General features: G+C 45.0%; 21 protein-coding genes and 2 pseudogenes. 5 read left to right on the plus strand and 18 right to left on the minus strand.

The features are described 5' to 3' along the window. Positions 1-2: 2 nt before the first annotated feature. The 5 genes and pseudogenes from nspC to ASL14_RS02805 all read right to left on the minus strand — a co-directional run. Entirely contained in the window at positions 3-1,142 is a 1,140-nt protein-coding gene (nspC, locus tag ASL14_RS02785; protein WP_134910366.1) for a carboxynorspermidine decarboxylase, read from the minus strand. Positions 1,143-1,150: 8 nt separating this feature from the next. Continuing rightward, complete coding sequence (locus tag ASL14_RS02790; RefSeq protein ID WP_014280785.1) at positions 1,151-2,350, minus strand: saccharopine dehydrogenase family protein; 1,200 nt, start codon at positions 2,348-2,350, stop codon at positions 1,151-1,153. Between the two features lie 424 nt (positions 2,351-2,774). Beyond that, entirely contained in the window at positions 2,775-4,655 is a 1,881-nt protein-coding gene (gene htpG / locus ASL14_RS02795; RefSeq protein ID WP_134910367.1) for a molecular chaperone HtpG, read from the minus strand. 181 nt (positions 4,656-4,836) lie between these two features. After that, entirely contained in the window at positions 4,837-5,460 is a 624-nt protein-coding gene (locus ASL14_RS02800; protein ID WP_134910368.1) for an SMI1/KNR4 family protein, read from the minus strand. Positions 5,461-5,571: 111 nt separating this feature from the next. After that, positions 5,572-5,786 (minus strand): annotated as a pseudogene (locus tag ASL14_RS02805) (hypothetical protein); the annotation flags it as partial. An 88-nt stretch (positions 5,787-5,874) separates the two neighbouring features. Between ASL14_RS02805 and ASL14_RS02810 the strand changes: the two are divergent. Beyond that, a complete protein-coding gene (locus ASL14_RS02810; protein WP_134910369.1) occupies positions 5,875-7,005 on the plus strand; it encodes a phosphodiester glycosidase family protein in 1,131 nt (376 codons plus the stop codon). A 141-nt stretch (positions 7,006-7,146) separates the two neighbouring features. Here ASL14_RS02810 and ASL14_RS02815 read toward each other — a convergent pair whose 3' ends face one another. The 3 genes from ASL14_RS02815 to ASL14_RS02820 all read right to left on the minus strand — a co-directional run bounded on the left by ASL14_RS02815 (position 7,147) and on the right by ASL14_RS02820 (position 8,490). Then, complete coding sequence (locus tag ASL14_RS02815; RefSeq protein ID WP_134910370.1) at positions 7,147-7,596, minus strand: DUF6386 family protein; 450 nt, start codon at positions 7,594-7,596, stop codon at positions 7,147-7,149. 221 nt (positions 7,597-7,817) lie between these two features. Further along, complete coding sequence (locus ASL14_RS27675) at positions 7,818-7,916, minus strand: hypothetical protein (protein ID WP_014599622.1); 99 nt, start codon at positions 7,914-7,916, stop codon at positions 7,818-7,820. Positions 7,917-8,016: 100 nt separating this feature from the next. After that, a complete protein-coding gene (locus tag ASL14_RS02820) occupies positions 8,017-8,490 on the minus strand; it encodes a hypothetical protein (RefSeq protein WP_134910371.1) in 474 nt (157 codons plus the stop codon). 162 nt (positions 8,491-8,652) lie between these two features. Between ASL14_RS02820 and ASL14_RS02825 the strand changes: the two genes are divergently transcribed. The 3 genes from ASL14_RS02825 (at position 8,653) to pdxR (ending at position 11,994) form a co-directional block, all read left to right on the plus strand. Continuing rightward, a complete protein-coding gene (locus ASL14_RS02825; protein ID WP_134910372.1) occupies positions 8,653-9,870 on the plus strand; it encodes an ISL3 family transposase in 1,218 nt (405 codons plus the stop codon). A gap of 230 nt (positions 9,871-10,100) precedes the next feature. Then, positions 10,101-10,439, plus strand: coding sequence for a helix-turn-helix domain-containing protein (locus tag ASL14_RS02830; RefSeq protein WP_103048065.1), 339 nt, complete (start codon positions 10,101-10,103; stop codon positions 10,437-10,439). A gap of 163 nt (positions 10,440-10,602) precedes the next feature. Further along, a complete protein-coding gene (gene pdxR / locus ASL14_RS02835; protein ID WP_134910373.1) occupies positions 10,603-11,994 on the plus strand; it encodes a MocR-like pyridoxine biosynthesis transcription factor PdxR in 1,392 nt (463 codons plus the stop codon). Here the strand turns inward: pdxR and ASL14_RS02840 are convergent. Continuing rightward, positions 11,989-12,840 carry a DJ-1/PfpI family protein gene (locus ASL14_RS02840; protein ID WP_189338217.1) on the minus strand — a complete coding sequence of 284 codons (852 nt, stop codon included), beginning with the start codon at positions 12,838-12,840 and terminating at the stop codon, positions 11,989-11,991. The two genes, pdxR and ASL14_RS02840, sit on opposite strands and share 6 nt — an antisense overlap. Before the next feature lie 349 nt (positions 12,841-13,189). After that, positions 13,190-13,444 carry a YciI family protein gene (locus tag ASL14_RS02845; RefSeq protein ID WP_134910375.1) on the minus strand — a complete coding sequence of 85 codons (255 nt, stop codon included), beginning with the start codon at positions 13,442-13,444 and terminating at the stop codon, positions 13,190-13,192. Positions 13,445-13,609: 165 nt separating this feature from the next. On the opposite strand from ASL14_RS02845, the gene ASL14_RS02850 reads away from it, so the two are divergent. Continuing rightward, positions 13,610-14,650, plus strand: a complete 1,041-nt coding sequence (locus tag ASL14_RS02850; RefSeq protein ID WP_134910376.1) for an IS630 family transposase — start codon at positions 13,610-13,612, stop codon at positions 14,648-14,650. Between the two features lie 200 nt (positions 14,651-14,850). On the opposite strand, the gene tkt is transcribed toward ASL14_RS02850, so the two are convergent. The 8 genes and pseudogenes from tkt to ASL14_RS02890 form a co-directional block, all read right to left on the minus strand. Then, positions 14,851-16,863, minus strand: coding sequence for a transketolase (gene tkt, locus ASL14_RS02855; protein ID WP_134910377.1), 2,013 nt, complete (start codon positions 16,861-16,863; stop codon positions 14,851-14,853). A gap of 54 nt (positions 16,864-16,917) precedes the next feature. After that, positions 16,918-18,275: pseudogene (locus ASL14_RS02860) on the minus strand (PTS ascorbate transporter subunit IIC). Positions 18,276-18,290: 15 nt separating this feature from the next. After that, positions 18,291-18,572, minus strand: a complete 282-nt coding sequence (locus ASL14_RS02865) for a PTS sugar transporter subunit IIB (RefSeq protein ID WP_044647107.1) — start codon at positions 18,570-18,572, stop codon at positions 18,291-18,293. Then, positions 18,569-20,614 carry a BglG family transcription antiterminator gene (locus ASL14_RS02870; RefSeq protein ID WP_134910378.1) on the minus strand — a complete coding sequence of 682 codons (2,046 nt, stop codon included), beginning with the start codon at positions 20,612-20,614 and terminating at the stop codon, positions 18,569-18,571. The genes ASL14_RS02865 and ASL14_RS02870 overlap by 4 nt, the downstream gene beginning before the upstream one ends. A 416-nt stretch (positions 20,615-21,030) precedes the next feature. Then, entirely contained in the window at positions 21,031-22,170 is a 1,140-nt protein-coding gene (locus tag ASL14_RS02875; RefSeq protein WP_134910379.1) for a 5-methyltetrahydropteroyltriglutamate--homocysteine S-methyltransferase, read from the minus strand. Positions 22,171-22,293: 123 nt separating this feature from the next. Then, positions 22,294-23,196: a LysR family transcriptional regulator gene (locus tag ASL14_RS02880; RefSeq protein ID WP_134910380.1), complete on the minus strand. Its 903-nt coding sequence runs from the start codon at positions 23,194-23,196 to the stop codon at positions 22,294-22,296. Positions 23,197-23,374: 178 nt separating this feature from the next. Beyond that, complete coding sequence (locus ASL14_RS02885) at positions 23,375-24,784, minus strand: glycoside hydrolase family 1 protein (RefSeq protein WP_134910381.1); 1,410 nt, start codon at positions 24,782-24,784, stop codon at positions 23,375-23,377. A gap of 76 nt (positions 24,785-24,860) precedes the next feature. Further along, positions 24,861-26,720 carry a beta-glucoside-specific PTS transporter subunit IIABC gene (locus tag ASL14_RS02890; protein ID WP_134910382.1) on the minus strand — a complete coding sequence of 620 codons (1,860 nt, stop codon included), beginning with the start codon at positions 26,718-26,720 and terminating at the stop codon, positions 24,861-24,863. Between the last annotated feature and the right edge of the window lie 55 nt (positions 26,721-26,775).

Consider the following 26,775-nt stretch of genomic DNA (forward strand, 5'->3'; position numbering starts at 1 on the left):
TCTTACGACAAACGCGAGCTAAAGTCCTCGTAGGAGAACTGGCGGATCACCTTAATGCCTTCTTCGTCATTGTAGCTGGCGATGGCTGGCAGGTTGACTCCGTTGAACATGTGGTTTTTGACCATCGTGTAATGGGCCATGTCGCAGAATACAAGCTTGTCTCCCGGCTTCAATGGCTCTTTAAAGGAGTAGTCTCCAATTACATCTCCGGCCAGGCAGGTAAGGCCACCGAGTCTGTAGGTGTGCGCATACTCACCAGGCTTACCTGCATCAATGATATTCGGGCGATATGGCATAGCCAGCACATCGGGCATATGACACTCAGCCGAAGTATCCAGAATCGCAATATCCATTCCGTTTTTCATCGTATCCAGGACTGTAGCAACCAGATAACCGGTATTCAAAGCGATAGCTTCGCCCGGCTCCAGGTAAACCTGTACACCATATTTATCCTGAAAATATTGGATGCAGCGTACCAGCGTGTCCAGATCATAGTCTTCTCTGGTAATATGGTGACCGCCGCCAAAATTAAGCCATTTCATGTTCTTAATGTATGGCCCGAATTTCTCATCCACGACTTTAATGGTGCGCTCCAGCGTGTCGGAATTCTGTTCACACATCGTATGAAAATGAATACCGTCCACGCCATCCAGATCCTCAGGTCTAAAGTTAGCCAAGGTCACACCCATTCTGGAGTTGTTGTAGCAAGGATCATACAGCGGAGTTTCGATTTCCGAATATTCCGGATTGACCCGAATTCCAATTTCTATCTTTTTGGAAGTCACGCCTTGCACCTTACTTTTGAACCGTTTCAATTGATCGAAGGAGTTGAAAACGACGTGGTCAACATACTCCAGTAGCTCGTCAAATTCACTGTCAACATAAGCTGGTGCGTATACGTGGACCTCCTTGTCCATTTTTTCGCGACCCAGTCTCGCCTCGAACAACGAACTGGAGGTTACGCCTTTTAAATATTTGCCAACCAGAGGAAAGGTCGAAAACATCGAAAATCCCTTAAGAGCAAGCAAAATGTTGCAGCCTGTTCGCTCTTGAACAGAATTTAAAACCTCAAGGTTTTTCACAAGAAGTCTTTCGTCAACAAGGTAACAAGGTGATGGAAGTCCGCTAATATCAATATTCATCACAGGCCTCAATCAAGCAACGTTGGCGTAAAGCTCTCTTGCCATGGCAATCCGTGTTTATTCAGTGCTTCCATGAATGGATCTGGATCAAATTCCTCAACGTTGTATACGCCTGGTTTTTTCCAGATGCCTTTAATGATAAGCATTGCGCCGATCATGGCAGGAACACCTGTCGTGTAGGAAATGGCTTGGGAGCCAACCTCTGCATAGCATTCCTCATGATCACACACATTGTATACATAATACGTTTTTGGTTTTCCGTCTTTAATACCCTGAATGATACATCCAATGTTCGTTTTACCCTTGGTTCTAGGTCCGAGGGAAGCCGGGTCTGGCAAAATGGCTTTCAGGAACTGCAATGGAATGATTTGTTGTCCTTCGTAATCAATAGGCTCGATAGAAGTCATACCTACGTTTTGAAGCACGTTCAAATGATTCAGGTAGTTGTCCGAGAAAGTCATCCAGAAACGGATTTTTTTCACACCTTTAATGTTTACTGCAAGAGATTCCAGTTCTTCATGGTACAAAAGATATATGTTTTTCGGTCCGATTTCAGGAAGGTCGTATACCTTTTTCTCGGAAAGCGGCTCAGTTTCAATCCACTCTCCATTTTCAAAGTAACGGCCCTTCGCCGTAATTTCCCGAATATTAATTTCCGGATTAAAGTTAGTTGCAAAAGGATATCCGTGGTCCCCTGCATTCGCATCTACAATATCAATCGTATGAATTTCATCAAAATAATGCTTTTGAGCATAAGCCGTAAATACTCCAGTCACGCCTGGATCAAAACCGCTGCCCAGCAGAGCTGTAATGCCCGCTTTTTCGAATCTTTCTTTGTAGGCCCATTGCCAGCTGTATTCAAACTTCGGCGTATCCGGCGGTTCATAATTCGCCGTATCAACGTAATGAACGCCTGTCTCAAGGCAAGCATCCATAATCGTCAAATCCTGATAAGGGAGAGCCACATTGATAACTACATCCGGTTGAAAGCTTCGAATCAGGTCAATGACCATGTCGGTGTTGTCAGCATCCAGCTGAGCCGTTTGTATCTTCGTACGGCCTCCACCCAGCTTTTCTTTAAGCGCATCGCATTTCTCAACAGTTCTGCTTGCGATACAAATTTCTTCAAATACATCTGGGTTTTGGCAACATTTATGCACCACAACGCTGGCCACGCCACCGGCGCCAATAATCAATGCTTTTCCCAAAATAAATAACCTCCTTATTCCATACGCTAATCGCTAATCATTCTTGCAAACAAAATGATTATAAAGACATCCCACCAAATAATCAAGAAAAACGATAATTTGCAGTGTAAAAATTCACACGGCTATGTCACAAAAATTTTACAAATCCCAAATTCAGGCATGAAAACGCCATAAAAGCCCCTCCCAAGGCGTTCCAAGGAAGTCAGTACACGTTTACCGGAAGTTTTTTTGCATTCCAGGTAAACAGCCTTAAAGAGTTAATATTATCTTATTTCTATTAAAAAGGCCACCCCGCCAATTCCTATGAAGAAGATTCAGAGGGTGGTAAAATGATTGGCTGGTACTGTAGGATTGTTTATCATGAATAAAGCCGCCCCCGATGCGGGAACGGCTCTCTATAAAACTAAAACAAAACTAAACCTTATTAAACCATGATTTTGCAAATATCGTTGGTGAATTCAACCGGGTCTTGCAGTGGCAAGCCTTCGATCAACAGTGCCTGATTATACAGCAATGCCGTATAGAGATTGACCTTCTCCTTGTCCTCGGCAAAAGCCTCTTTCAGAGAGTTGAACACCGCATGGTTGATGTTGATTTCCAGCACTTTATTCGCTTTGACATCGGCGTTGTTCGGCATAGCATTTAAGATTTTCTCCATTTCAATCGTCACTTCGCCGTCTGCGGACAGACACACCGGATGTGTCTTCAAGCGCTTGGAGGCTTTAACACTGGATACCTTGCCTTCCAGCAAGCCCTTCATGTACTCGAACAGCTCTTTGTTGTCGTTTTGTTCCGCTTCTGTTTCCTTCTCGTTCTCGTCAGCCTCAATGCCCAGATCGCCACTGGATACGGATTTGAATTCTTTCTCCTTGTAGCTTATGAGCATTTTAATAGCGAACTCATCAATATCATCGGTGAAGTACAGAATTTCGTAGCCCTTGTCGGCCACCATTTCGGTCTGCGGCAGCTTCTCGATACGCTCATTGGACTCCCCGGAAGCATAATAAATATACTTCTGATCCTCAGGCATACGCGATACATACTCGTCCAGTGTAACCTGCTTTTTCTCCGTAGAAGAGTAGAACATGAGCAGATCCTGAAGCGTCTCCTTATGAGTGCCATAATCGTTGTAGACGCCAAATTTCAATTGTCTGCCAAATGATTTGTAGAATTGATCATACTTTTCCCGGTCATTTTTGAGCAGAGTCAGTAGTTGGCCTTTGATTTTGCTTTCGATATTTTTAGCAATCAGCTTCAGTTGGCGGTCATGCTGCAACATTTCTCTGGAAATGTTCAACGACAAGCTTTCGGAGTCCACCATACCTTTGACAAAGCTGAAATAATCCGGCAGCAGGTCAGGCGATTTTTCCATAATCAGCACGCCGTTGGCGTACAGTTCCAGCCCTTTTTCATACTCCTTGGAATAGAAATCAAACGGGATATTTTCTGGAATGAACAAAATAGCCTGGTACACCACCGCGCCGTCCGCGCTGACGTGGATATGCTGGAGTGGCTTGTCGTAGCCATAGCGTTTTTCCGCATAAAAATTTTGATAATCCTCGTCGGTCAGCTCGCTTTTGTTCTTTCTCCAGATTGGAACCATGCTGTTAATACGCTGTTCTTCCTCGTAATCCTCGAACTCGTTGTCACTGCCCTCTTTCAGACGTTTGCCCGTAACATCCATCTTGATTGGATAACGGATAAAGTCGGAGTATTTCTTGATCAGTGCTTTTAAACGATACTCGTCCAAATATTCGTCGTAGGACTCATCCTCGGTGTTTTCTTTGATTTTCAAAACAATCACAGAGCCGACCTCGTCTTTTTCAGCCGGTTCAACGATATATCCATCTGCACCTGTGGATTCCCACTTATAAGCGGTATCGCTGCCCAGTGCCTTTGTAGTCACTGTAACAACATCCGCCACCATAAATGCCGAATAGAAGCCGACCCCGAACTGCCCAATGATGTCATGTCCATCCTTGGATTCATTTTCATTTTTGAACGCCAGCGAGCCGCTTTTAGCAATGACACCCAGATTGTTTTCCAGTTCTTCCTTGGTCATACCAATCCCGGTATCGCGAAGAGTGAGCGTTCTGTTCTCCTTGTCGGCTGTTACTTTGATATAGTAATTTTCTTTGTCAAAGACCAGTTGATCATCCGTCAGCGCTTTGTAATAAATTTTATCAATTGCATCACTTGCGTTGGAGATCAGCTCTCTTAGAAAAATTTCCTTTTGCGTGTAAATCGAGTTAATCATCATTTCGAGCAGACGCTTGGACTCAGCCTGAAACTGTTTTTTCTCCATTCTGATATCTCCTTTCGAATATGAACCTTATGTAAGGTAAGGCTGCACATGGGGAACCGTCCAAACTCGAAAGTCTGTTAGCACTCCCCTCATTCGAGTGCCAGCCTACCTTTTTTTATAACATTCCTCATTTTTTATGTCAATACAATAGATGCATGATATAGTCCCAATTCCGAAATTGTTAGTGCCTAATCTCCTTGAACATGACGTTAAACATCTCGACGGAAGATGGGAACAGCCCTTGTACATGGGGAATCAGGTTATCCCTGATGCGTAACTCGTCCTCGTCCAGATGCTGCAAATCCTGATGATAGAACCATACAACGGGATAGTCACCATCCTTCTGTCTGCTCCCTGCATTCAAACAGACAGGACCCTCGTTCTCCTCTGCCACTGCGAAGGGAATATACCCCGCCGACAGCAATGGCGACCACTGGTCGATCAGCTCATAAAATCCCTTTAGCCCTTGGCCCACAGGCATTCGTGGAAACTCAACGAAGGTACAATCGCTCCAGTACACCCCCGGAATGCATTCGTTATCGAATTGTAAAGACACATAATGATAGGACATGATGAAACTTCTCAGCAAGGGAGGAAGCTCGAAATGGTAGGTTTCCTCAAGATCCCGAACTTCCTGCTCTGTGATCTGCGAAGGAAGAGGCTTCCACTTGATCCAGCCTTCCTCATCGGCATTGCCGTCACGCATCTCAAAGGGTACATTTTCTACCAAATCCATAAAAAAAGCCTCATCCATATGTGCAAATAACTCCTTCATGGATGTGCGAATATCCGCCTTCTTGTCCATGTCTCCGCACCTCTTTCCTTTCTATATCAGAACTGCATCATGTGCCATTACACATTCTTCCAAGTTAGCTTAACAGATTTTGCTTTTATCCTCATTTGCAAAATATTCGTATTACCAGCGCAGTGGCTCATGGTTACGCCAGATGATCCAACGCCCTGTCTCGCGGATTGGAGCGGTGCCGATGCTGTATTCATCCTCTTGGTGCCGCTTTGCAAATCAATTACATGAAGCATACCGTCACAGGTTCCAACCGCTAACATGCCTTCATTTGACGTAACCGCCAATCCGGATATCGTACTGCCGACAAAATAGCGCCAAAGCTCGCGGCATACATACATTTACAACTTATAAAACCCGATATAAGTACAAGCACCTCGTAAAGTGTCAAGACTACATAAGGAGATTGATCTATTCATGAAAAGAATCACCGCACTTGTTATCCTGTCCTTGCTATTACTTGTATCCCCGATCTACGCTGCTGCCCCAGCGCCTATGCTGGTCTATGTGGACCAGAGTATCCACTCCTTCATCCCGCTTCTTCTCCTGAACAGCTATGAAGGAATCACATTCAACAAAACGGCAGCAGACAAAAAAATAGAAATTGCGCAAGGCAATACCCGGCTCACATTATTTACAGGGCAATCTACTGCCAAAGTGAATGACCAGACAATCCGTTTGCAAAATGCTCCTTTTACCGATAACGGTTCGACCTATGTCCCCTTGCAGTTCATCAGTCAATATCTAGACCTGCAAGTCTCATGGCAAAAGGAAACCTCAGCTGTACGCATTAAGCAAGGTGCAACGTCCGTCACGCTTCCGGTACATACTGGCAAGTTACCCGGAAACACTACACCCATTACGACAGCTCATAAAAACTTCAAGGTCGGGTCTCGTTCCTTTTCCGCTAAGGTGGTAACCATCTCTATGCTCCATCCTAAGGTAAGCTTGGACGTGGCTCTGGCAGGCGATACCATTGGTAAAGTGGAAGACTTAGGCAGTATAGCCAAACGTAACCAAGCGGTTGTAGCCATAAATGGCACATACTTTGATGCCTATACCAAAAGCTCTTACAAAACGCCTTACGGCTACCTGGTCAGTCACGGAAAGATGTTGAAAAAAAGCTCTGGCGACCAACGGACGGTCTTCACCTACGATGCTAATCATTTATCCGAGCTAATGTCGGGTTCTGCCTTCGAACAACGGTTAAGCCAAGGCAGTGTCGAAGGTGCCCTTCAAGCCGGGCCTCGTCTGGTCACGAACGGTCAGGTTTCCCTAAATGTCAAAGCCGAAGGCTTCAAGGACCCTAAAATATTAACAGGTGGTGGCGCCCGCAGCGCAATCGGAATGAGTCGGGATCATAAGCTGATCCTCCTGACCACGAGTGGAGCGACTATACCGCAGCTCGCCCAAATGATGAAGCAGGCCGGCGCTTATCAGGCCATGAATCTGGACGGCGGTGCTTCCAGCGGGCTGTATTACAACGGCTCCTACCTCACCACACCCGGCCGCCAAATCAGCAATGCCATTATTGTAAAGTATCAATAGCCAATAGAATGATAAAGGGCTGTCTTCACGGATGTGTAAGCCGTGGGGATAGCCTTTTTTCCATTCCCCCCCGGTTTCGGTTGTTCCTGCTCTCACCTGTTCAGGCGGCTTGTATGAGCCGTTACGGGTTGATCCTGCAACCTACAATCGAATCAGACTAGTAAAGCTATTGCTGCCTTCGCTTCCTTTTTTTAAAGAAAGATAAATACGGTTGTTTTCTCTACTCGCCGAGCATTCATAAAGTCCGGGTTGCACAGACAGGAACGATCCTCCCCATACACATTCAGGCTCCAGTCCGCCACTTGTGGCTTCCTCCCCTGCTCCAACAAATAGGTTGCCTGAGGGAACCTTCAAAAACAGCCGCACAGCAGGCTTGTCAATATGATCTGTCATCAAAACCTCATAGGTCCCGTCGGCTCCCAGATTCAAAAAAGCTACATTTCCTTTGTTCAACTCGCCCAGCTCGTCCTCTTCGATAGACCACCAATCCGGATCATCGTCCAAACGATGCTTAAGTGCTTGCGTATCAAATAGGCAAAGAGTCGCCGTGTCTGTCGTAAATTGAAATGGACTGCTCGCCATATTCATCATGCGATCCTCCTGATTTTGGTCAGCGAATTTCCGTTTTCCCACGTCTTCCGCTATCCGTATTGCTATATACTTGAGGGAAAATCTCCCTGTATGTAAAGTATAACAATGCTTGCAGGGCCAGACAACATGCTGGGCCAACACCCATTCTGCATAAAAAAGCCCTCTCTCACGATGTCGTGAAAGAAGGCCGATTTGTGGATTTAAGCGATGCTAACCTACTGTTAGATCAGAAAAGACTTAGTAATAATTACCAACAAGATGAACAATACCAAAATCGCTCCTGTGGATGTCCATGCTCCACCGTAACCTACTTCACCCATGTCTGAATCCCTCCTTGCGTTAAAGCTTACTCTTATCGTATGAAGAAAAGCGGATAACGACAGGGCGAATCGGCAAGTTTATTTGCCATGGAAGGGCTACTCAGAAAATGGACTGATACGTTTGAGATAGATCGCTAATGACTCTGGATGACAACTGGCAGAGAATGTCGTCCGTTCTTCGCAGTAACCTGCTCACATCCTTGTATTTCATCTTTTGAAGAAGTGAAGTTTCTAACTGGGATGAAAGAAATTGAGTGGTGCCTATAAATACGACAAGATCCAATCCGGGGTTGGTTTCGGTATGTAATAAGTGCAGCAGGTCAGTCATAGACAGGAATCCCGGAGGGAAAAAGCTGTTGTTCTCTTTCATATATAGAGCTTTCAGCATGGAGGTTAATGCCCAGTCACACAGGATAATGCAGCATTGGAGCTGGTTGTGCTTTTGCAGGATCTGAGCTAGTTTCATGTGGTATTGGGCTAAGGTGTGGAAATCGGTTATTGATTTATGTAGGTGTTGTGCGGGTCTGGATGGTTGGGTAGGACTTGGAATATAGGTAGAAGGAGCTTCTTTCATATCTATTCCTCCAGAGAATTTCAATATTAGTCTTATTATGCTTCTTCGCTAAAGTAAATGTTAGATGTCTGTTTAATAGAGAAAGTGTCCATACTGTCTAGTAATAATAGGAAGAGGACGGGATGGAACATGTGGACCCCATTAAGCAAAAAGGATAATCTAATGAATGATGTGTTCAAGTTCATGTTAGACCTTGAAGAACCCTGGAAATTAGCTGATATTGAGTATGACCCGCAAGAAGAAGCATGGCACTTATTTATTGATTTTGAACGAGGAGCCCTGTTTGCCTGTCCGCATTGTGGAGCACCTTGCAAGGCCTACGATGCAGAGAAAAAACAGTGGCGCCATCTCGATATTTGGAAATGGAAAACCTATTTACATGCCCGGGTTCCCCGAACAGACTGCAAACAATGTAATAAAATCACGTTGATTCCCGTGAAGTGGTCCCGGCCGTTGTCGCATTTCACCTTGGATTTTGAGGCCTGGGCCATGCGTTTAATGGCTGAAATGCCCGTCAACGCAGCAGCGCGTGAATTACGAGAACATGACACACGCATGTGGCGGATTTTTCATCACTACGTCAATCAAGCCATGACCGAACTGGACGTCAGCTTAGTTCGGCGGATCGCCATCGACGAAACGTCCTCGCGTCGGGGTCACCGCTACATTACCTTGTTTGTGGATGTGGACACCAAAACGGTACTTTTTGCAACCGAAGGAAAAGGCAAAGATACCTTAGCGCGTTTCAACCAGTATTTACTACAAAAAGGCGTAGAATCGGCACAAATACAGGAAATCTGCTGCGATATGTCTCCCGCCTTTATTCGAGGTATTGAAGAGCAGTTCCCCACAGCCGAAATTACCTTTGATAAGTTCCACGTCATGAAGATGGTGAATGAAGCCGTGGATGAGGTGCGTAAAGCCGAGCAGAAAGAAGAACCTGGGCTCAAGCGAACCAAATATCTATGGTTAAAGAACAAAACGAACTTGAAGGCAGAGCAGCGAGATACCTTGGAAAGCCTGAAGGACAAAAACCTAAAAACAGGCAGAGCCTACCGCTTAAAATTAGCCATGCAGGAACTATGGACGACCCCGCACGTCTTTGCTGACGTCTATTTACGGGAGTGGTTAGGCTGGGCTAGGCGCTCACAGTTGGGAGCGATGATGGATCTGGCAAAGACCGTGAAACAACATGAAGAAGGCATTCTGCGTTGGTTTCACAGCCGGATGACCAATGGTCTGCTTGAAGGCATAAATGGATTAGTGCAAGCAGCCAAACGAAAAGCACGTGGGTACAGAAACGTCCATAATCTAATAGCTATGGTCTACATGACCGCGAATAAACATCGGCTTCCAGCACTTGCAGCACACAGGCCCTAAACCCATTTTTACCCCGTTCCCTTTATACCATTTCTTTAAGAATCTACTGAAACAAGCTTGACTATGAACCTATTTCTATACGGCGTTACCCATCCAATAGAGCGAAGAGCCCTTATTATACTCTAAAATAATACTTATAGGTATACTTAATGCTAAATATACGATTCTTAATCTCATGTTTACCCAAGAAAATCTTGTCTACACTTTTTAGTATGAAGGGGTGTAGATAAATGCAGGACAAAGAAGTGTTAAAGCTAATTGGGGCTAGAATAAGGGTGTTGCGCAAAGAAAAGGGCCTCTCACAAGAAGCTCTTGGGGAAAAAGGTGGATTTCATTTTACATACATTGGACAGATCGAACGAGGAGAAAAGAATGTTTCTTTGATAAATGTAGCTAAGATCGCAAAAGCCCTAGACGTCAACTTAGTTCAGTTGTTTTCATATGTAAGCGAAGACCCCAAAATTGTAGAGTTTGATGAAGATATTATTGAGATTATTACAATGCTCCAAAAATCGAGTCCAGAGAAAGTGCGCTTGGCGAGGAATGTGATAAGGGAAATTATCAACTAAGAAGATTTCCCAAAAAATTATGGGAGTAAAATAAACCCAATGTAAAATTGGGCAACCCCATGTATTTTTCTTATAAGAAAGGATGTGTTTCTCAACGCCTTTGTGTCTACACACAGGCTTTTACCCTTGCCGTCACGCGGCATTTTCTATAAGGAGGCCCATAATGTACTTACTGGATGCAAAAAGTAAAAAACCGCTCTACCAACAACTCTACCAACAAATGCGCACCAAAATTCTAAGCGGTGAACTCAGCGCGCAGGCCAAACTGCCTTCCAGCCGCCGCCTCGCGACCGAGCTTCATATCAGTAGAAATACGGTGGACACCACCTATCAGCAACTCTTATCCGAAGGCTATATTGTTGGCAAAAGCCGTAGCGGCTATTACGTAGAAACACTCCCTAACACTAAATTCTCCGCGTATGCAGATAATGTTCCGGACACGCCTCCCAGTCAATCGCAGCCGGACGGAATTTTATACGATTTCCGGTACGGCAATTTGAGCCCGCAGACCTTTCCGTTTCCGCAATGGCAGCGGTTAACTAACCTCTGTCTGCGACAGGACAAAGAACAATTCTTGAACTACAGTAACTTCATGGGTGAACCCGGACTACGCAATGAACTGGTGAAGTATTTGCATGAATACCGGGATGTCCGGTGTACAGCCGACCAAATATTGATTACTTCTGGAACTATCCATTGTCTTATGATTATCTGTCAGCTCCTCCGAACTGTGGCTAACACCATTGCCATGGAAGATCCGGGTTTCACCGCCGCCCACTCGACTTTTACCAATTACGGCTTTCAGGTACCACTCATTCCGGTTAACAGCCACGGTCTCAATGTCAAAGCATTACGGACCACTACCGCCGAGGCTGTCTATGTGACACCCTCGCATCAATTCCCTACAGGCCGCATTATGTCCATAACTAGGCGTCTACAGCTTATTGACTGGGCCTATGAACAGGAGGCTCTGATTATTGAAGATGACTATGACTGCCACCTGCTCTATGACGTAAAACCAGCACCGGCTCTGCAGGGATTGGCGCCAGATAAAGTAATCTACATCGGCAGTTTTTCTAAAATCCTTTCGCCTTCCCTTAGGGTTGCGTATGCGGTATTGCCGAAAAACTTGGTGCGGCACCTGCAGCAGACAACCAAAAACTATGCCTGCTCAGTGCCCCTGCTCATCCAAAAACCTCTGGAACGGTTCTTACAGGAAAATCTTTTTGAAAGTCACTTGCGGAAAATGCTCCGTCAGTTTAAGAAAAAGCGAGAGATATTGCTACGTGCGCTACAGGAGCACTTCGGCGACACCGTTACAATATCCGGAGTAAATGCCGGTCTTCATATCCTGTTACATCTAAATCAGCCGGTGTCCTCACGGAACCTAGTAGCCAAGGCGGCCCAGGCCGGTGTATATATCCACGGTGACAATCTCTGGGTGGAATCCTCACCCGGGACAACGGCCCGTGTTCTTTTGGGCTTCGGTGCCATTGCAAACGAGGATATCGACCCGGCTGTCCGCCTGTTGCGCCAGGCCTGGCTTGAATTATAGTTGAAATGATGACTCAATAGCCCCTACCGGACACAACCCGGCACACGGTCCTATGCCGACACACCGTTCCACTTGAATATGAAACTGTGTTTCGCCTTCCACAACCGCACTGAATGGACAATTTTTCGCGCACTTGCCGCATTTGATGCATCTACTGGTAATTGTACGATGTACAGGCAGACCGGCCAGTTTTCTTTGTATACTTTTCCAAGCGTTCCCATATTCCAGTGCCTCGCCTGCTTTTAAAAGGGCATTGCCTCCGGCTGTTTTATAGACGATATGCATTGCTGCATCGTATCCGGCTGTAACCCCGGCTGCCGTGATAATATGGCCGTTGTCAACAAACCGCTCATCTTTCTTCAGCATTATTGTAGGTTCAATAGCCAATAACTTATCAAAAGCCAGATGATGTGTTGTCGCCGACAGCCCGCTAAGGAGCCCTGTCTTGGCCAGTAATACAGCCCCAGTACACACGGATAAGGTAATAGCCGCGTTTTTACTCTGATCCTCCAGCCAGCTAATTACATTGACATTGGCTAAAAGTTCCTCTGTTATTGCGCCGCCGGGAATAACTAAAATGTCGATCTCGGGGCAATCATTAAAATCGTATTCTGCCCTAACAACTAATCCCCCAATTAGTCCCCCCGCCATAGCGCGCAGATCTTTTTTAGTTTCACTGACAGTAAACACGTTATACAGGGTACGCGCTGTCTGATACATAGTCGGCTTTTTGGCCGAGACATAATCCACAGCGGAAAATACCTCATAAGGGCCAATATAATCGGTTGTATCAGCACCATCAAACAAAAATATGCCTACTCTCAAGGGTGATTCATTATTACTCATTGCCAGAACCTCCAACATATATTTATCCGTGCACGTGATACTTATATCAAATCATGTAAACTGTCTTTTACAAAAGAGCCAGATTTCAAGAAATGAAAGAGGCCAGTATTCAAATTCGAACCAAAGACCAAGGAGAGGCAGCCATCATTATTTCTCCTGCCGCTATTCCTTGTCAGCAGATCTGTGGGCAATCTCTTGGGAAATAAAAAAAGGGCCATGCTTTTCATTTTCAGAAAATCATAGTCCTCATTTTTTATTCAATACCAGAAAGACACTCCGGCGTGCCTTCTTTTCAGCCCGCATCCCTTTTCATATTCGATCACTTATGATCACTCTTCGCAGATGAAATTTAACGCAACAGCCATTCCTTTATTGTCAATGTGGAAGAGCCGTTTTGAATGAGCGGATCTAAATTCCCAATCTTTGTCGCCTCATCAAGTGACGCTGCTTTTATTAAATAGGCTCCTCCCGTTGCATCGCTAAATGGACCATACATTTCAAGAAGCTCCTCTTTTTTCAACTTTTCCAGATGGTCATAGTGTCCTTTGATATCATTAGCATCGAACTTGTTTGTTCGTGTAGTAATTAATAAAAAGTAGCTCACTGATTTCCCCTCCATATTTCCCTTGTAATAAAAATCCAGCATCATTGATCAACAAAATGAATATCAATTCATTTATCAAACCTATATAGAACGCAATTAATAAGCTACCAAATTCACTTCAACCGCCAAATCGGGTAATAAAGGGTAACTCACCACAAGGCGGCGATGAAGATGAACAATGAAGAAATCGAGTATTTGAATACAGCGATGAAAGAGGTATCAGACAAACGACTCTACGAAAGGTATCTGGCGGTCCGACTTCGTCTGGAAGGCCATACACTGAAAGAGTTCGGTGATATACTCGGACGTGCACGTCAAACCATCAGCCTCTATTGGCACACCTACCAGAAACAGGGCCTGTCCGGTCTTAAAATGGATCACTCTCCTGGACAACCGACAAAACTCACGGAGGAGCAGCGTCGTCAGTTAGCCGCGATGCTGGAGCAGCATCAACCAGCCGATGTAGGTTTTGAAGCTCGGTATACCTGGACACTTCCGCTAGTGGCGGAGTGGATCAAGCAGGAGTTCGGTGTCACCATGAGCGTGCGTGGGATTAGTGCGATGCTGAAGCGGATGAACTTCAGTTTTACCAAAGCCACCTATACGCTAGCTAAAGCCGATGAAGACGCCCAAGCCTTTTTTAAAAAGCACACTTTTGCTGAGCTCAAGAGGCAAGTGGAAGCCGAAAAGATCAATCACTTGCTCTTTGAAGACGAGTCGATGATTCGCTCTTATCAAGCGTTGCAGTACAATTGGTTCCCGCGCGGCCGACAACGCAAAGTGCCTACGTACGGTAAACACGAAGGAGCCAAATTGTTTGGAGCCATTAACTATGAAACCGGTCAGGTGCATCACCGGGAAGAAGAAAAGGCCGACACAGAAGCCTTTATTCGATTTCTCCAGGATCTTCTCACTGCATATCCGAATGGAAAAATCGCTTTAATTCTGGATAACAGCCGGATTCATCATGCCATAGAGTTACAGCCTTTTTTGGAGGAACACTCGCGTCTGCAATTGGTTTTTCTGCCGCCTTACAGTCCAAACCTCAATCCAGTTGAAGGGCTGTGGTTGTGGCTCAAAGCCGATGTAGTGAACAACGTCTTTTTTGAAAAATTCTATAAGATTAAACTTCATGTCAGTCAATTTATGAAGCGAATCAATCAGCAACCGTTGGAAACGATTGATCGCCTGCTTGTCAGGTTATGATCTTAATTGCGGTCTATATAGCGAGAAATATTGTTAAAGAGATTTTAAACATGAATAATGACACGCACGCATATGTGGTTCAGTTACATCGTGTAGAAACATATCAAAAAAGCCGCTCATCAGATTGATCTAATGAACGACTTTTTTTGCGTAACTGCTTAGTAGCGTGTTTGCACCTTTTCAGTGTTTCTAATTTCTTATCATTTCCTTAATTCAGCAAGTACCTCTTTCGCTAAAGCAACGATATTGGCTGCGTTAAAGCCAAAGGCTTCTACAACTTCAGTTCCTTTACCGGATGCGCCAAAACGATCAATGGCTAACATCTTTCCGTCCAGTCCGATATAGCGTTCCCAGCCAAAGCTTGCCCCCATTTCAATGCCGACGCGGGCACGTATTGCTTTGGGCAAGACTTTTTCTTTGTAAGCTTCGTCCTGCTGATCAAAAGCAGATGTGTTCGGCAAGCTTACGACAGATGCTGAAATGCCTTCGTTTTCCAAGATACTCTGTGCTTCGACAGCCAGCTTCACCTCTGAACCACTTGCGATTAACAGCAAATCTGGTACTTCTTTGGATGCAGGTGCTAAAACATATCCGCCTTTTTCCACACCTTCCAACGCCTTTTCAGAGCTGCCTGCAAGGATCGGCAGAGCCTGACGTGTAAGGACAAGTGCTGTCGGTGTTGAAACTGATGAGATCGCCATATGCCAGGCAGCGATTACTTCATTGCCGTCTGCGGGACGGATTACATTTAAATTCGGCATCGCACGCAATCCTGCCAGTTGCTCGATCGGCTCATGGGTAGGTCCATCTTCTCCTACGATAATGGAGTCATGGGTTAGTACGTAAATCACCGGAAGTTGCTGAATGGCCGCCAAGCGTATAGCTGCTTTTAAATAATCGGAAAATACAAAGAAAGTTCCTCCATAAATCTTTAACCCACCGTGCAGTGCTATGCCATTCATTTCAGCTGCCATCGCAAATTCACGTACACCAAACCAAATGTTACGTGCTGCTGGGGCTGATTTAGAAAAACGTTCATCTCCTGCAATTAATGTCTTATTGGAACTCGCTAAGTCAGCTGAACCTCCAAAGAAATAAGGGACCCGCTGTGCAATCAAGTTCAAGATGTCGCTGCCGGTATCTCGTCCTGCTTTACTTGAGCTTGCTTCGTAATCAGCCAATGGTTTTTCCCAATCAACGGGCAGTGTATTGGTAAAGCTGTCATGAAACTGTTTAGCCAGTTCTGGATAACTTTCCGTATAATTCACCATTAGAGCCTGCCATTCAGCCTCGGCTTTGGCACCACGAGCTGCTACTTTTTCACGAAAAAGGGTATAAACTTCCTCTGATACGGTAAAAGCCGGTAGTTCCCATTGATAGCTCAATTTTGCCGCAGCCGTTCCTGCTTCTCCCAGAGGTGAACCATGAACTTTATGCGTACCGGCATGCGGTGAGCCATACCCGATCACAGTCTTCACTTCAATAATTGTAGGTTGTGTATGATTTTCTCGTGCCAAGTCAATCGCTGCAGTAATCTCGGTAAGATCATTACCCTCTGTAACCAGGATATGTTGCCACCCACTGGACTCAAACCGCTGTTTTATATTTTCTGAGAAAGAATGACTCAGTTCTCCATCCAGCGATATGTCATTGGAATCGTATAGCATGATTAATTTATCCAATTGCTCATGGCCGGCATGAGAGATCGCCTCATTAGCCACGCCCTCCATTAAATCACCATCTCCGCACAAACAATACGTGTAGTGATCCACAATCGGAAAGGACTCCTTATTATATAAACCTGCTAAATGCCGTTCTGCCAATGCCATGCCAACAGCCATCGCCACCCCTTGTCCCAAGGGTCCCGTCGTCGCTTCCACACCGTCGGTGTGTCCGACTTCTGGATGCCCGGGCGTTCGGGAACCTAACTGCCGGAATTTCTTCAAATCGTCAATCGTCACATCAAAACCGGATAAGTGAAGCAGACTGTAAAGGAGCATGGATCCATGGCCAGCAGACAGAACGAACCGATCCCGATTTTCCCATCGCGAATTTTTGGGATTTACAAGTAATGCCTGTGACCAAAGAGCATAAGCCATAGGTGCTGCACCTAAAGGTAATCCGGGATGCCCGGAGTTTGCTTCATCAATCGCGTCTAAAGATAATGCTCGGATGGCCATAACGGCTTGAAGGTCTTGCTGGTCAAATCTCATAAAGTTTGTCCTCTCTTCCTGATCCTCGTTTTTTATAGTGTTCATTTATATTGTTTATTGCGCACTGCTTTTCGACTTTTTCAGGCTTACCAAAATCATAATGAGCAGCACCAAACCGATCCCAATCATCGTTATCGTTTTTCCACCCAACTGGTTTAGCCCGCTCAAGAACAGCCCCACTACACCAAAGTCGGAATCGGAGAAGGTTGCGTTGGCTAACCCGAGATCCCCTAAAACAGGTATTAATAGAATGGGCATAAAACTGATGAGCACTCCGTTCACAAATGCGCCTAAAATGGCGCCACGCACACCGCCCATGGTATTTCCAAACACTCCTGCTGCTGCTCCTGTGAAGAAGTGCGGGACAACCCCAGGTAAAATAACAATCCCGCCGGATAAAACCAGAATGAGCATGCTGACAATCCCCCCACAAAACTGGAGAAGAAGCCTATCAGTACCGCGTTCGGAGCATAGGTATAAACAATGGGGACATCCAGCGCCGGTTTGGAATCCGGTACAATTTTCGAGGAAATCCCTTTAAATGCCGGTACAATTTCAGCCAAGACCAGACGTACACCCGACAAGATGATAAATACGCCTGCAGAAAACAACCCTGCCTGAAGTAGCGCAAATAAAATATAGTTTTTCCCGTTACTCAAGTGACTTTCGACATAAGCCGGACCTGCAAAAAGGGCTACAATGATGTAGAAGACCGCCATCGTTAACGCAATACTGACCGTACTGTCCCGCAGAAAGCCGAGTCCTTTAGGGAAATTGATTTGTTCAGTGGATACAATGTCTTTCTTGCCTTTCACTGCCATACCTACCAGCCCGCCAATAGCAAAGCCGACCGCGCCAGAATGCCCCAAAGCCACATTGTCATTGCCCGTTAATTTACGGACAAATGGCTGCACAACGGCTGGAGAAAGCGACATGAAAATACCTACAGTCAGCGCTCCAAAAAGGATAAGGGAGACGGATGTGAAACCACTCACTGATAAAATGATAGCAATCATACATGACATATATAGCGTAATATGACCTGTTAAAAAAATGTACTTAAATCGTGTAAAACGAGCAATCAGCAGGTTCACAATCATACCGAAAAACATAATCAGTGCAGTGGAGGAACCATACTTACTCACGGCAAGAGCCACAATAGCTTCATTATTTGGAACGATACCGCTTACATGAAACGCTGCTTTAAACATATCGCCAAAAGGTGCAAGAGCTTGCTGCAAAACACCTGCGCCTGCGCTGATGACAAGAAATCCTACAAACGTTTTGGTCGTTCCCTTCAGGATATCCGAGAGATTTTTCCGCTGAGCCAGCAACCCTACCAAGGCAATCAACGCAACTAGCACAGACGGCTCACTCAAAACGTTAATGAGTATATTCAAAGCTTTATTCATATGGGCCAATTCTCCTTACAATAGATTTTTATCTTGTAAGACTGCTGTTAGTTTTGTGCGTAATTCCTCGAGATCGATAATGTTTTCCAGAACGACCACATCACCCAGGCTCGCTCCGCCTTCAGCAATGTCTCTGGCAAGAAAAAACACATCTGCGCTCCCAGGCGTAGCGGAGCCCAGATCGGAATGATCTACTTCCACACCCTCTACACCCATCTCATTCAATAGCTGCTTAATATTCATTTCCACCATAAAGCTTGTTCCCAGACCAGAACCACAAACTGTTAAAATTTTCATTTTTTATCGTCTCCTTTTTTTTGCATCATGGCTATAATTTCGTCCGCTGTTGTAGCTTCTTTCAAACGGTTTAACGAATCGTCGTTGACCAGAAACGAAGTCAATTCCGTCAGCGCCTTTAAGTGCAACTTATTGTCAATCGCCGCTAGGCAAATAAACATATCAATCGCATGCTCCGGCTGATCAAGCAGCAACACCGGTTTTTTCACTCGCAACAGCGACATCCCCAATTTCTGCACACCTTGTTCCGGCCTTGCATGTGGGATAGCAATTCCTTTGCCGACATGAATAAAAGCACCGATTCCCAAAACTCTGTTAATCATTGCCTGTGTGTAGTCAGGTGTAATATAGTTCTGTTCCTCTAATGGTTTGGCTGCTAGTTGAATCGCTTCCTTCCAATCCAGGGGAGCATCCGTGAATCGAATTTTATCTACAGTTAAAAGCTCGGACAACATAGGGGAATGACTCCTTTCAATTGAACGCATCTGTCGTAAATGATTTGTTAAATCTGTATAAAGTGCTTTTTCGCTTTTAATCGTGGCATGTTTCCGTATGGTAGCCATTAATTCATCTATGGGCACCGCAGAAGGTACGGGCAGATCAAAATCAGCAGCAACAGCTTGTTGCAAATAATCTTCTTCTAATGCGGTTAATAATGGGCGAGTCAAGTAAACAGGTTTGGATGATTCCAAATAAATAGTAGAAAAAATCATGTCATAGCTATCCGGAGATATCTGTTTTAATTCCGCAACCGAATGTGATTCCGTAAAATGCACGCCCGGAAATAGCTGACACAATTGCGTCCGTAACATCATGGAGGAACTGATCCCGTTTGGACATACAATTGTAGCCCGGTATACTTTAGGTTCAGGTTCTAATCTGCGGACATGCCCTCCGAACAAAATGGTAAAGTATCCAACCTCTTCATCCGAGATCCACTCCCCTGTAAAATCAGACAATGACTTCAACGCTTGCTTGACCAGTTTGAACAGGGCGTCATGTTCTGCTTTGATAGTGTCAATTAAAGGATTAGATAAAGGCACTTCACACATAATCCTAAAGTAAGCCGGTACCAAATGCTTGTACAAGATCGATTGCAAAATAGGTTTTTCTTTAAAGGGTACTAGGGTCAGGCGTTCTACTTCTCTGATAATTTCGTCAGATACATAACTCAGCTCTTCACTGGGATAAATATGGGGCACGCCCTGCGTAGCTGACAATAATTGAATCGTTAGATATACGATCTCCATCTCATGCACTTCATTAAACAAATAAGCGGATAATTTCTTGCCCATCAGAAAGAGTGGTTGTTGTCGTATTAACTCTGTTTGCTTAACGGGCAAAAACAGTGCATTACGCCCATAGCGGAATTGCAGAAACAACAGCTCATAAATAAGTTGATCCAGCCTGTTGCCCACAAAGACGACCTGATACTCATGAGCCATATCGGTTAATTGCTGCTTGATCGTTGTACTCGTATCTTCATATTTCCAACTATCCATCACCTGCTTGATACCCGGGCGTCCCATCGGCAGCTGTAATAGTGTCCCAATACATACCGATGCAAATCGCCGCTTGTGACGCTCTTCTCCCTCCAATTTAAAACCGTCCGTTCGGTTATAATCTAATTTGACACCTTCTCCCTGACAAAGCGCACGTAGCTTTTTGACATCTGCCAAGGCCGTATTCCTGCTTACCTGGAGCAAAGACTGATAATGAACGATCGAAATCGGCTCCCGCCGGATATACGTGTATAAATAAATCAAATACAGTCGTTCATTCTCTTGAAAAACCAGTTGCTTGCGACCAAGTGACAATTCCTCATTTTTCCAGTATTTCTTAACTCTTTCGTCAATCTTAAACCCCATTTCAATTACTTCAATCTTCGGTAAATCCAACTCAATTAGTCCGTCATTTAATTTATTCAGCGTATATTCAAACTGTCGAGGCGATAAATTCAATTGAAGTCTCAACTCCGGAATTGACAACTTCGGATAGTTAACCATCTGAGTTAGCAATTGCAATGACTTGTGGTCAAACATCTTATGAGCCTCCTTGTGCTTATTATAAATGAAAATTATGAGCCATATCATAGCTGTTGAATCCAATCTTTGTTGTGATGTTGGCAGGTGTATTGGACTGAAATGTCATCCTTTACTTACATGCGAAAGGCAAGAGGCTCCTGTAAAATCAATAGTGTGACTTGTAGAGGGGAAGGCAATAATTCTACAAAACAGGTATGCCCTCTACAGGGTGCGCTCAAACGCAAGAAATAAATGGGGATATGGATTATACACCAAGTCATGTGCTATCTGAGCGGAATAAAACTATGGGAATATTAATTAAGAAATGAAGCTAAGTCACACGCCAAAATAAAAAACACGCCCCATGTGGCGTGTTTTTTATGATAAAGGGATCTTTAGTTTAAAGAACCTACCCAATCAATTCCCCTAAACCCTTACTTCCAAATCTCGTCCGCAATCTCTTTAATGAAGGCAAGCTTCTTCCACTGCTGTTCTTCTGTCAGAATATTGCCCTCTTCTGTCGAAGCGAAGCCGCATTGTGGGCTAAGGCAGATGTGGTTAATATCCACAAATTGAGTAGCTTCCTTAATGCGGTTAATGACCGTCTGCTTGTCTTCCAGCTCACCCGTTTTAGAGGAAACGAGGCCCAGGACGATCTGCTGCTGGCCTTTCAGATGCTTCAGCGGTGTGAAATCGCCTGCACGGTCGGTATCGAACTCGAGGTAGTAGCCGTCGATGTTGTCGATGCCGAACAGGGTTTCAGCAACTGGCTCGTAGCCGCCGGAGGATGCCCAGGTGGAATGGTAGTTACCACGGCATACGTGGGTTGTAACGACCAAATCGGCTGGAAGATCATTCACGGTTTCCTGATTCACGCGGGCGAACAGCTTTTTGGTATCTTCCACATTCTCACCCGCATGCTGTCTGGCTTCCCAATAGTTTTTATCGCAGAGCATGCCCCATGTGCAATCATCCAGCTGCAAGCTGCGGCAGCCCTCATTATAGAATACTTGAATCACGGATTTGTAAGCTTTGGCGATATCCGTTACCAGCTCATCCAGATTGCTGTAATAGGTATCGGTTGTTTCTTTATTTTCTCCACGCAACAGCTCGGCCAGGAATTGCGCAGGTGCCGGAATGGTTTGACGTGCAATCGCATCCTCACCGGCTACTTGTTTCAGGAATTTGAAATCTTCAATGAAAGGGTGACGGGAGTGACCGATTTTACCGGACAAGCGTGCGGTTTCCGCTCTTGTTTCCACACCTTGGAATTGATAGCCGTTCGAAAGCTGTACCTTTTCCACACCGTCCAGGCCCCACATAAAATCAAGATGCCACCAAGAGCGTCTGAATTCACCGTCTGTCACGGCTTTAAGTCCTACGGATTTTTGCTTTTCTACCAGCTTGATAATTTCGTTGTCTTCAATCTTTCTCAATTCGTCCGCAGAAATTTCGTTGTTTTGAAATTGAATTCTAGCGTCTTTGATCGCTTGCGGACGCAGAAAGCTGCCGACCATATCATGTCTGAAAGGGGTCACTTTTCGTTGGGATGCATTGTCAAGGATGCTGCTCATTAGGGTTATCTCCTTTTTCGCTTCTGTAGTGAAGTTCTTGTAAGAAAGATAACATACATTTTCAGTTATAATGTAACTCCAATAAACTATAGCTAGTTATAGCCTAAAACTATACCAAACTTTTTACTCGCCTATCGCCTCATGCAGCGCTTCTACATAGACGGAAGCCAGCTTGGAGAGCGCAGCATTTTTATGACAAATCCATCCCACATTAATAGACTCCTCACATTCCAAAGGTACGGAAATAATCTCGTTACCGTTCAGATCCGCCCTGATCACCCCGGTAGAAATGGTATACCCGTTCAGGCCAATCAGCAGATTGAAAAGGGTGGCCCGGTCATGGACACGAATGCTTTTAGGATGCGACAGCGTGCTCAGAATCTCCTCGGAAAAGTGAAAAGAATTGTACTCCCCTTGCTCAAAGGACAGATACGGATAAGGATGAAGCTGGTCAATGGTCACGATGGACTGCCGGGATAGCGGATTTTTGGCACTGATAAAAATATGCGGCTTGGCGATAAACAGGCTGTTAAATTGCAGATTTGCATCTTTTAGCAGCTTATTAATCACCTTAGCGTTAAATTCGTTGAGATACAAAATTCCAATTTCGCTGCGTAAGCTTTTGACATCCTGTATGATTTCATGGGTTTTCGTCTCCCGCAAAGCCAGCTCATACTCATCCTGACCATATTGATTCACTAGATTCACAAATGCATTTACAGCAAAAGCATAATGCTGCGTGGATACGGAAAAATGCTGCGGTGAAGGCTTGGCATCCAGATAGCGACTTTCCAGCAGCTCCGCCTGTTCGACGACCTGACGCGCATAACCGAGAAACTCCACACCCTCCTTGGACAAAGAAATGCCTTTATTGGTGCGGTCAAAAATCGTGATATGAATTTCTTCCTCCAGATCCCGAATCGCGTTCGACAGACTGGGCTGGGAAATAAACAACCGCTTTGCCGCCTCATTCATGGAGCCACGATTGGCAACCTCGATGACATATTTTAATTGTTGTAAGGTCAATGCATGATGTCCTTTCCGTTTGTGTTTCTTCTATTATATAATACATAATCACACTTCTGGAAAAGGGATAATTGTTGCTTAAATGAAATCAGCCTCTCCCCTAAGGTTTAAAAAATATAAGCACCTCCCTAAATGGAAATCTTCCATTTAGGGAGGTGCTCTAGTTACGATACTTTAATTAACGAATTTCGCCATTCGTGGCGATCAGCTTTTGATACCAATAGAAGCTTTGTTTACGAATACGGCGCAAATCTTTGAGATCAAACTCTTCACGATCAACATAGATAAACCCGTAACGCTTGCTGGAGCCCTGATGGGTGCTAACAAGATCAATCGCAGACCACGGACAGAAGCCGAATACTTCTACACCGTCTGTAATAGCCAGTTGAATCTGCTCGATATGTTTGTTGAAAAAGTCAATCCGATAAGGATCATTCACTACATCGCCTTCTTCAAGCTTGTCAAAAGCGCCCAAACCATTCTCCGTCACGATAAGAGGCAAATGGTAGCGAGAATAAATTTGACGCAGCGTGGATCTAAAACCGACCGGATCAATCTCCCATCCAAACTCCGTCGTTTGCAGATTGGGATTCACCGAGCCTCTGTATGCTCCAGGCTCACCCACAATTTCATGCTGATCTCCTGTATGTGAAAAATCATTTCCGTCATCCAAGCTTTCTCCTACGGTTTGAGAGGTGTAATAATTAAAGGCGATAAAGTCCGGATTTCCCTTCGCTAATATGTCCATATCGCCCTCTTCAATGACAGGCTCATATCCTTTTTCGACCAAATAGCTCCAGGCAATGTGATTGTATCGACCAAATACCGCCATATCCAGATAGAGCCAGTTGCGAATGGCTGCATAGTTATCAGCCGCCAGTGTATCTTCTGGCTTGGAACTGGCTGGATAGATAACCCCGATATTCGGCGCTGGTCCAATTTTCGCGTCAGGTAGCATTTCATGGCACAATACCATCGCTTTCGCCTGCGCGACTAACATATGATGATTTTGTTGGTACAGTACCTTTTGCGGATTTTCCAGGCTTGTATCTAAAGTTCCGATGGAGCCGGGATGGAGAATCAGCATATTTTGCTCATTGATGGTTAACCAATATTTCACCCTGTCTCCAAAGTTCTCATTCAATGTTTTGGCATACTGCTCGAAGGCGCCAATCGTCTCCCTCTTCGACCATCCGCCTTGTTTTTCAAGAGCATAAGGCAGATCAAAATGATACATAGTAACAATCGGTTCAATACCATATTTAATCAGTTCGTCAATTAATGAGCTGTAAAACGCGATTCCCTTCTGATTAACTTCACCTGCACCCTGCGGATAAATACGTGTCCAGGCAATAGAGAAACGGTACGCTTTAAAGCTCATTTCAGCCATCAAAGCTACGTCTTCTTTGAACATATGGTAATGATCACTGGTTACCTTAAAATCAGTGACCCCTTCGACGTGATTAGCCATGTCAATGACAGAGGGTCCTTTTCCATCTTCGTCCCATGCACCCTCTACTTGATAAGCGGAAGTTGAACCTCCCCAGAAAAAATCTTCGGGAAATGCCTTCAATTGATCATGTTTCATGATATAGTCCCTCCAGTTATAGTTATATCCTTCTGATGTTCGCAATCCATGTATGTGATGATGACGCTTTCCTGTATCACACAACCAAAGTTAACAATACTTCGTTTTTCTGAACCTGCTCCTGATTTGTCTCGAATACGTCCACTTTATTTTTAGTAAGTGTGACGATGACAGGCGTCACGATTTCGTATCCTGCTTCTATAATCTGTTCCCTGTCAAATTGGATTAACAAATCGCCCTGTTTCACACTGTCCCCCTCTTTAACCACTGGATTAAAATGCTTCCCTTTCAGCGCAACCGTGTTAATTCCGATATGAATCAATATCTCCGTACCCGCATTTGAAGTCAAGCCTATCGCGTGTCCTGTGGGGAACAGCGAGGTTACAACTCCATCTATCGGCGCTACGACCTCACCGACAGACGGTTCAATGGCTAACCCTTTTCCCATGGCCTCTGTAGAAAATGCAGAATCATTCACTTGGCTCAGTGGTATAGTCTTGCCTGTGATCGGGCTGTATATCGTTTCTTTCTTGATGTCGACGGCCACGGGTTCTTCTGTTTTCATGGATTCAACTGTTTCCAGGGCCTCCCCCTTAACCTTGCTTTCATACCCGAAAATAAGGGTTAGTACCGTTGCCGCCGCGAACGAGCATGCAATGGCGATAACATAAATTAAGGTTGGCGTATATACTGGAATAGCAAAAATATTGTGAAAAACATAAGCCGTCATTTTTACCCCAAAATGTCCATTAATAGCTCCACCTAGAGCGCCTGCAATAATGACAATCGGAATGACACGTTTATAACGAAGCACCAGACCATACACAATCGGCTCTGTCACACCAGCCAGTAATCCTGTAATACTCGTGGAACCGGCAAGAGTTCTAAGTGTTTTATCTTTTCTCGCCTTCAGGAAGATACCAAATGCGACACCAATTTGAGCAAATACAGCTGCTGCAGCCATCGCCTCAATCGGATCACCACCAACACCGATATTTTGAATCGTGATGGGTGTAAACCCCCAGTGAAGTCCGAAGACGACCATAAAGGTCATAAAGCCGCCAAGAACAATCCCTGACAAAATGCCACTTACACCGATTAACCATGTCACACCTGAAGAAATCCAATCTCCTACCCCTGTACCGAAAGGTCCGAATGCGATCGCAGATAGCGGAACCATAATCATTAAAGCCAGCATCGGAACTAAAAAAAGCTGTAGATCCTTAAGAATGATCTTCTTCAAAAACTTGTCCACCAACGCATATATGCTGATGGATATGAAAACCGGGAAAACACTGGCCGAGTAGTTCATCATGACCACCGGAATTCCTAAAAACGATACATCAGAGCCTTTGTCCATCAGCCCCGTAAAGTTGGGTTCCATGAGGGCCGCACCGATGACACCGGCTACATAAGGATTCGCCTTCAGCTTTATACCAAGCGTGACCCCAAGCAAAATCGGTAAGAAGTAAAACACAGCATTCCCCGCAGCGGACAGGATCAGATAGGTATCACTTGTCGCAGACATCCACCCCAGCAAGGTCAAAACCGTCAGGAGTGCTTTTATCATCCCCGAGCCCGCCATCGCCGGAATCAGCGGGGAGAAACTGCCGGAAATGACTTCAAAGATTGTAGATATGACCGATGTCTTCTTTCCGCTTGATTCACCAGCCGCAGGAGAGTCCGATCCAAAATTCCTGTTTTTCATGATCTCCGTATATACATAGGCAACGTGGCTCCCGATAACCACTTGAAACTGCCCTCCGCTTTCGACAACAGTAATGATGCCCTCATGCTTCTCTAGCGTTTCTCTTTCGGCTTTTCTTGAATCTTTCAGGTCAAATCTGAGCCGTGTAGCACAATGCACAAGCCCGTTAATATTTTCTTCTCCTCCAACGAGGCGTACGATGTCATCGCCCATTTTCTTATGGTCCATGTTCATTCTCCTTCTGGGCAGATTGTCTGAAAACAAAAAAATACCTAAACGAAAG

It is taken from the genome of Paenibacillus sp. IHB B 3084 (assembly GCF_001447315.1).
Taxonomy (GTDB): domain Bacteria; phylum Bacillota; class Bacilli; order Paenibacillales; family Paenibacillaceae; genus Paenibacillus.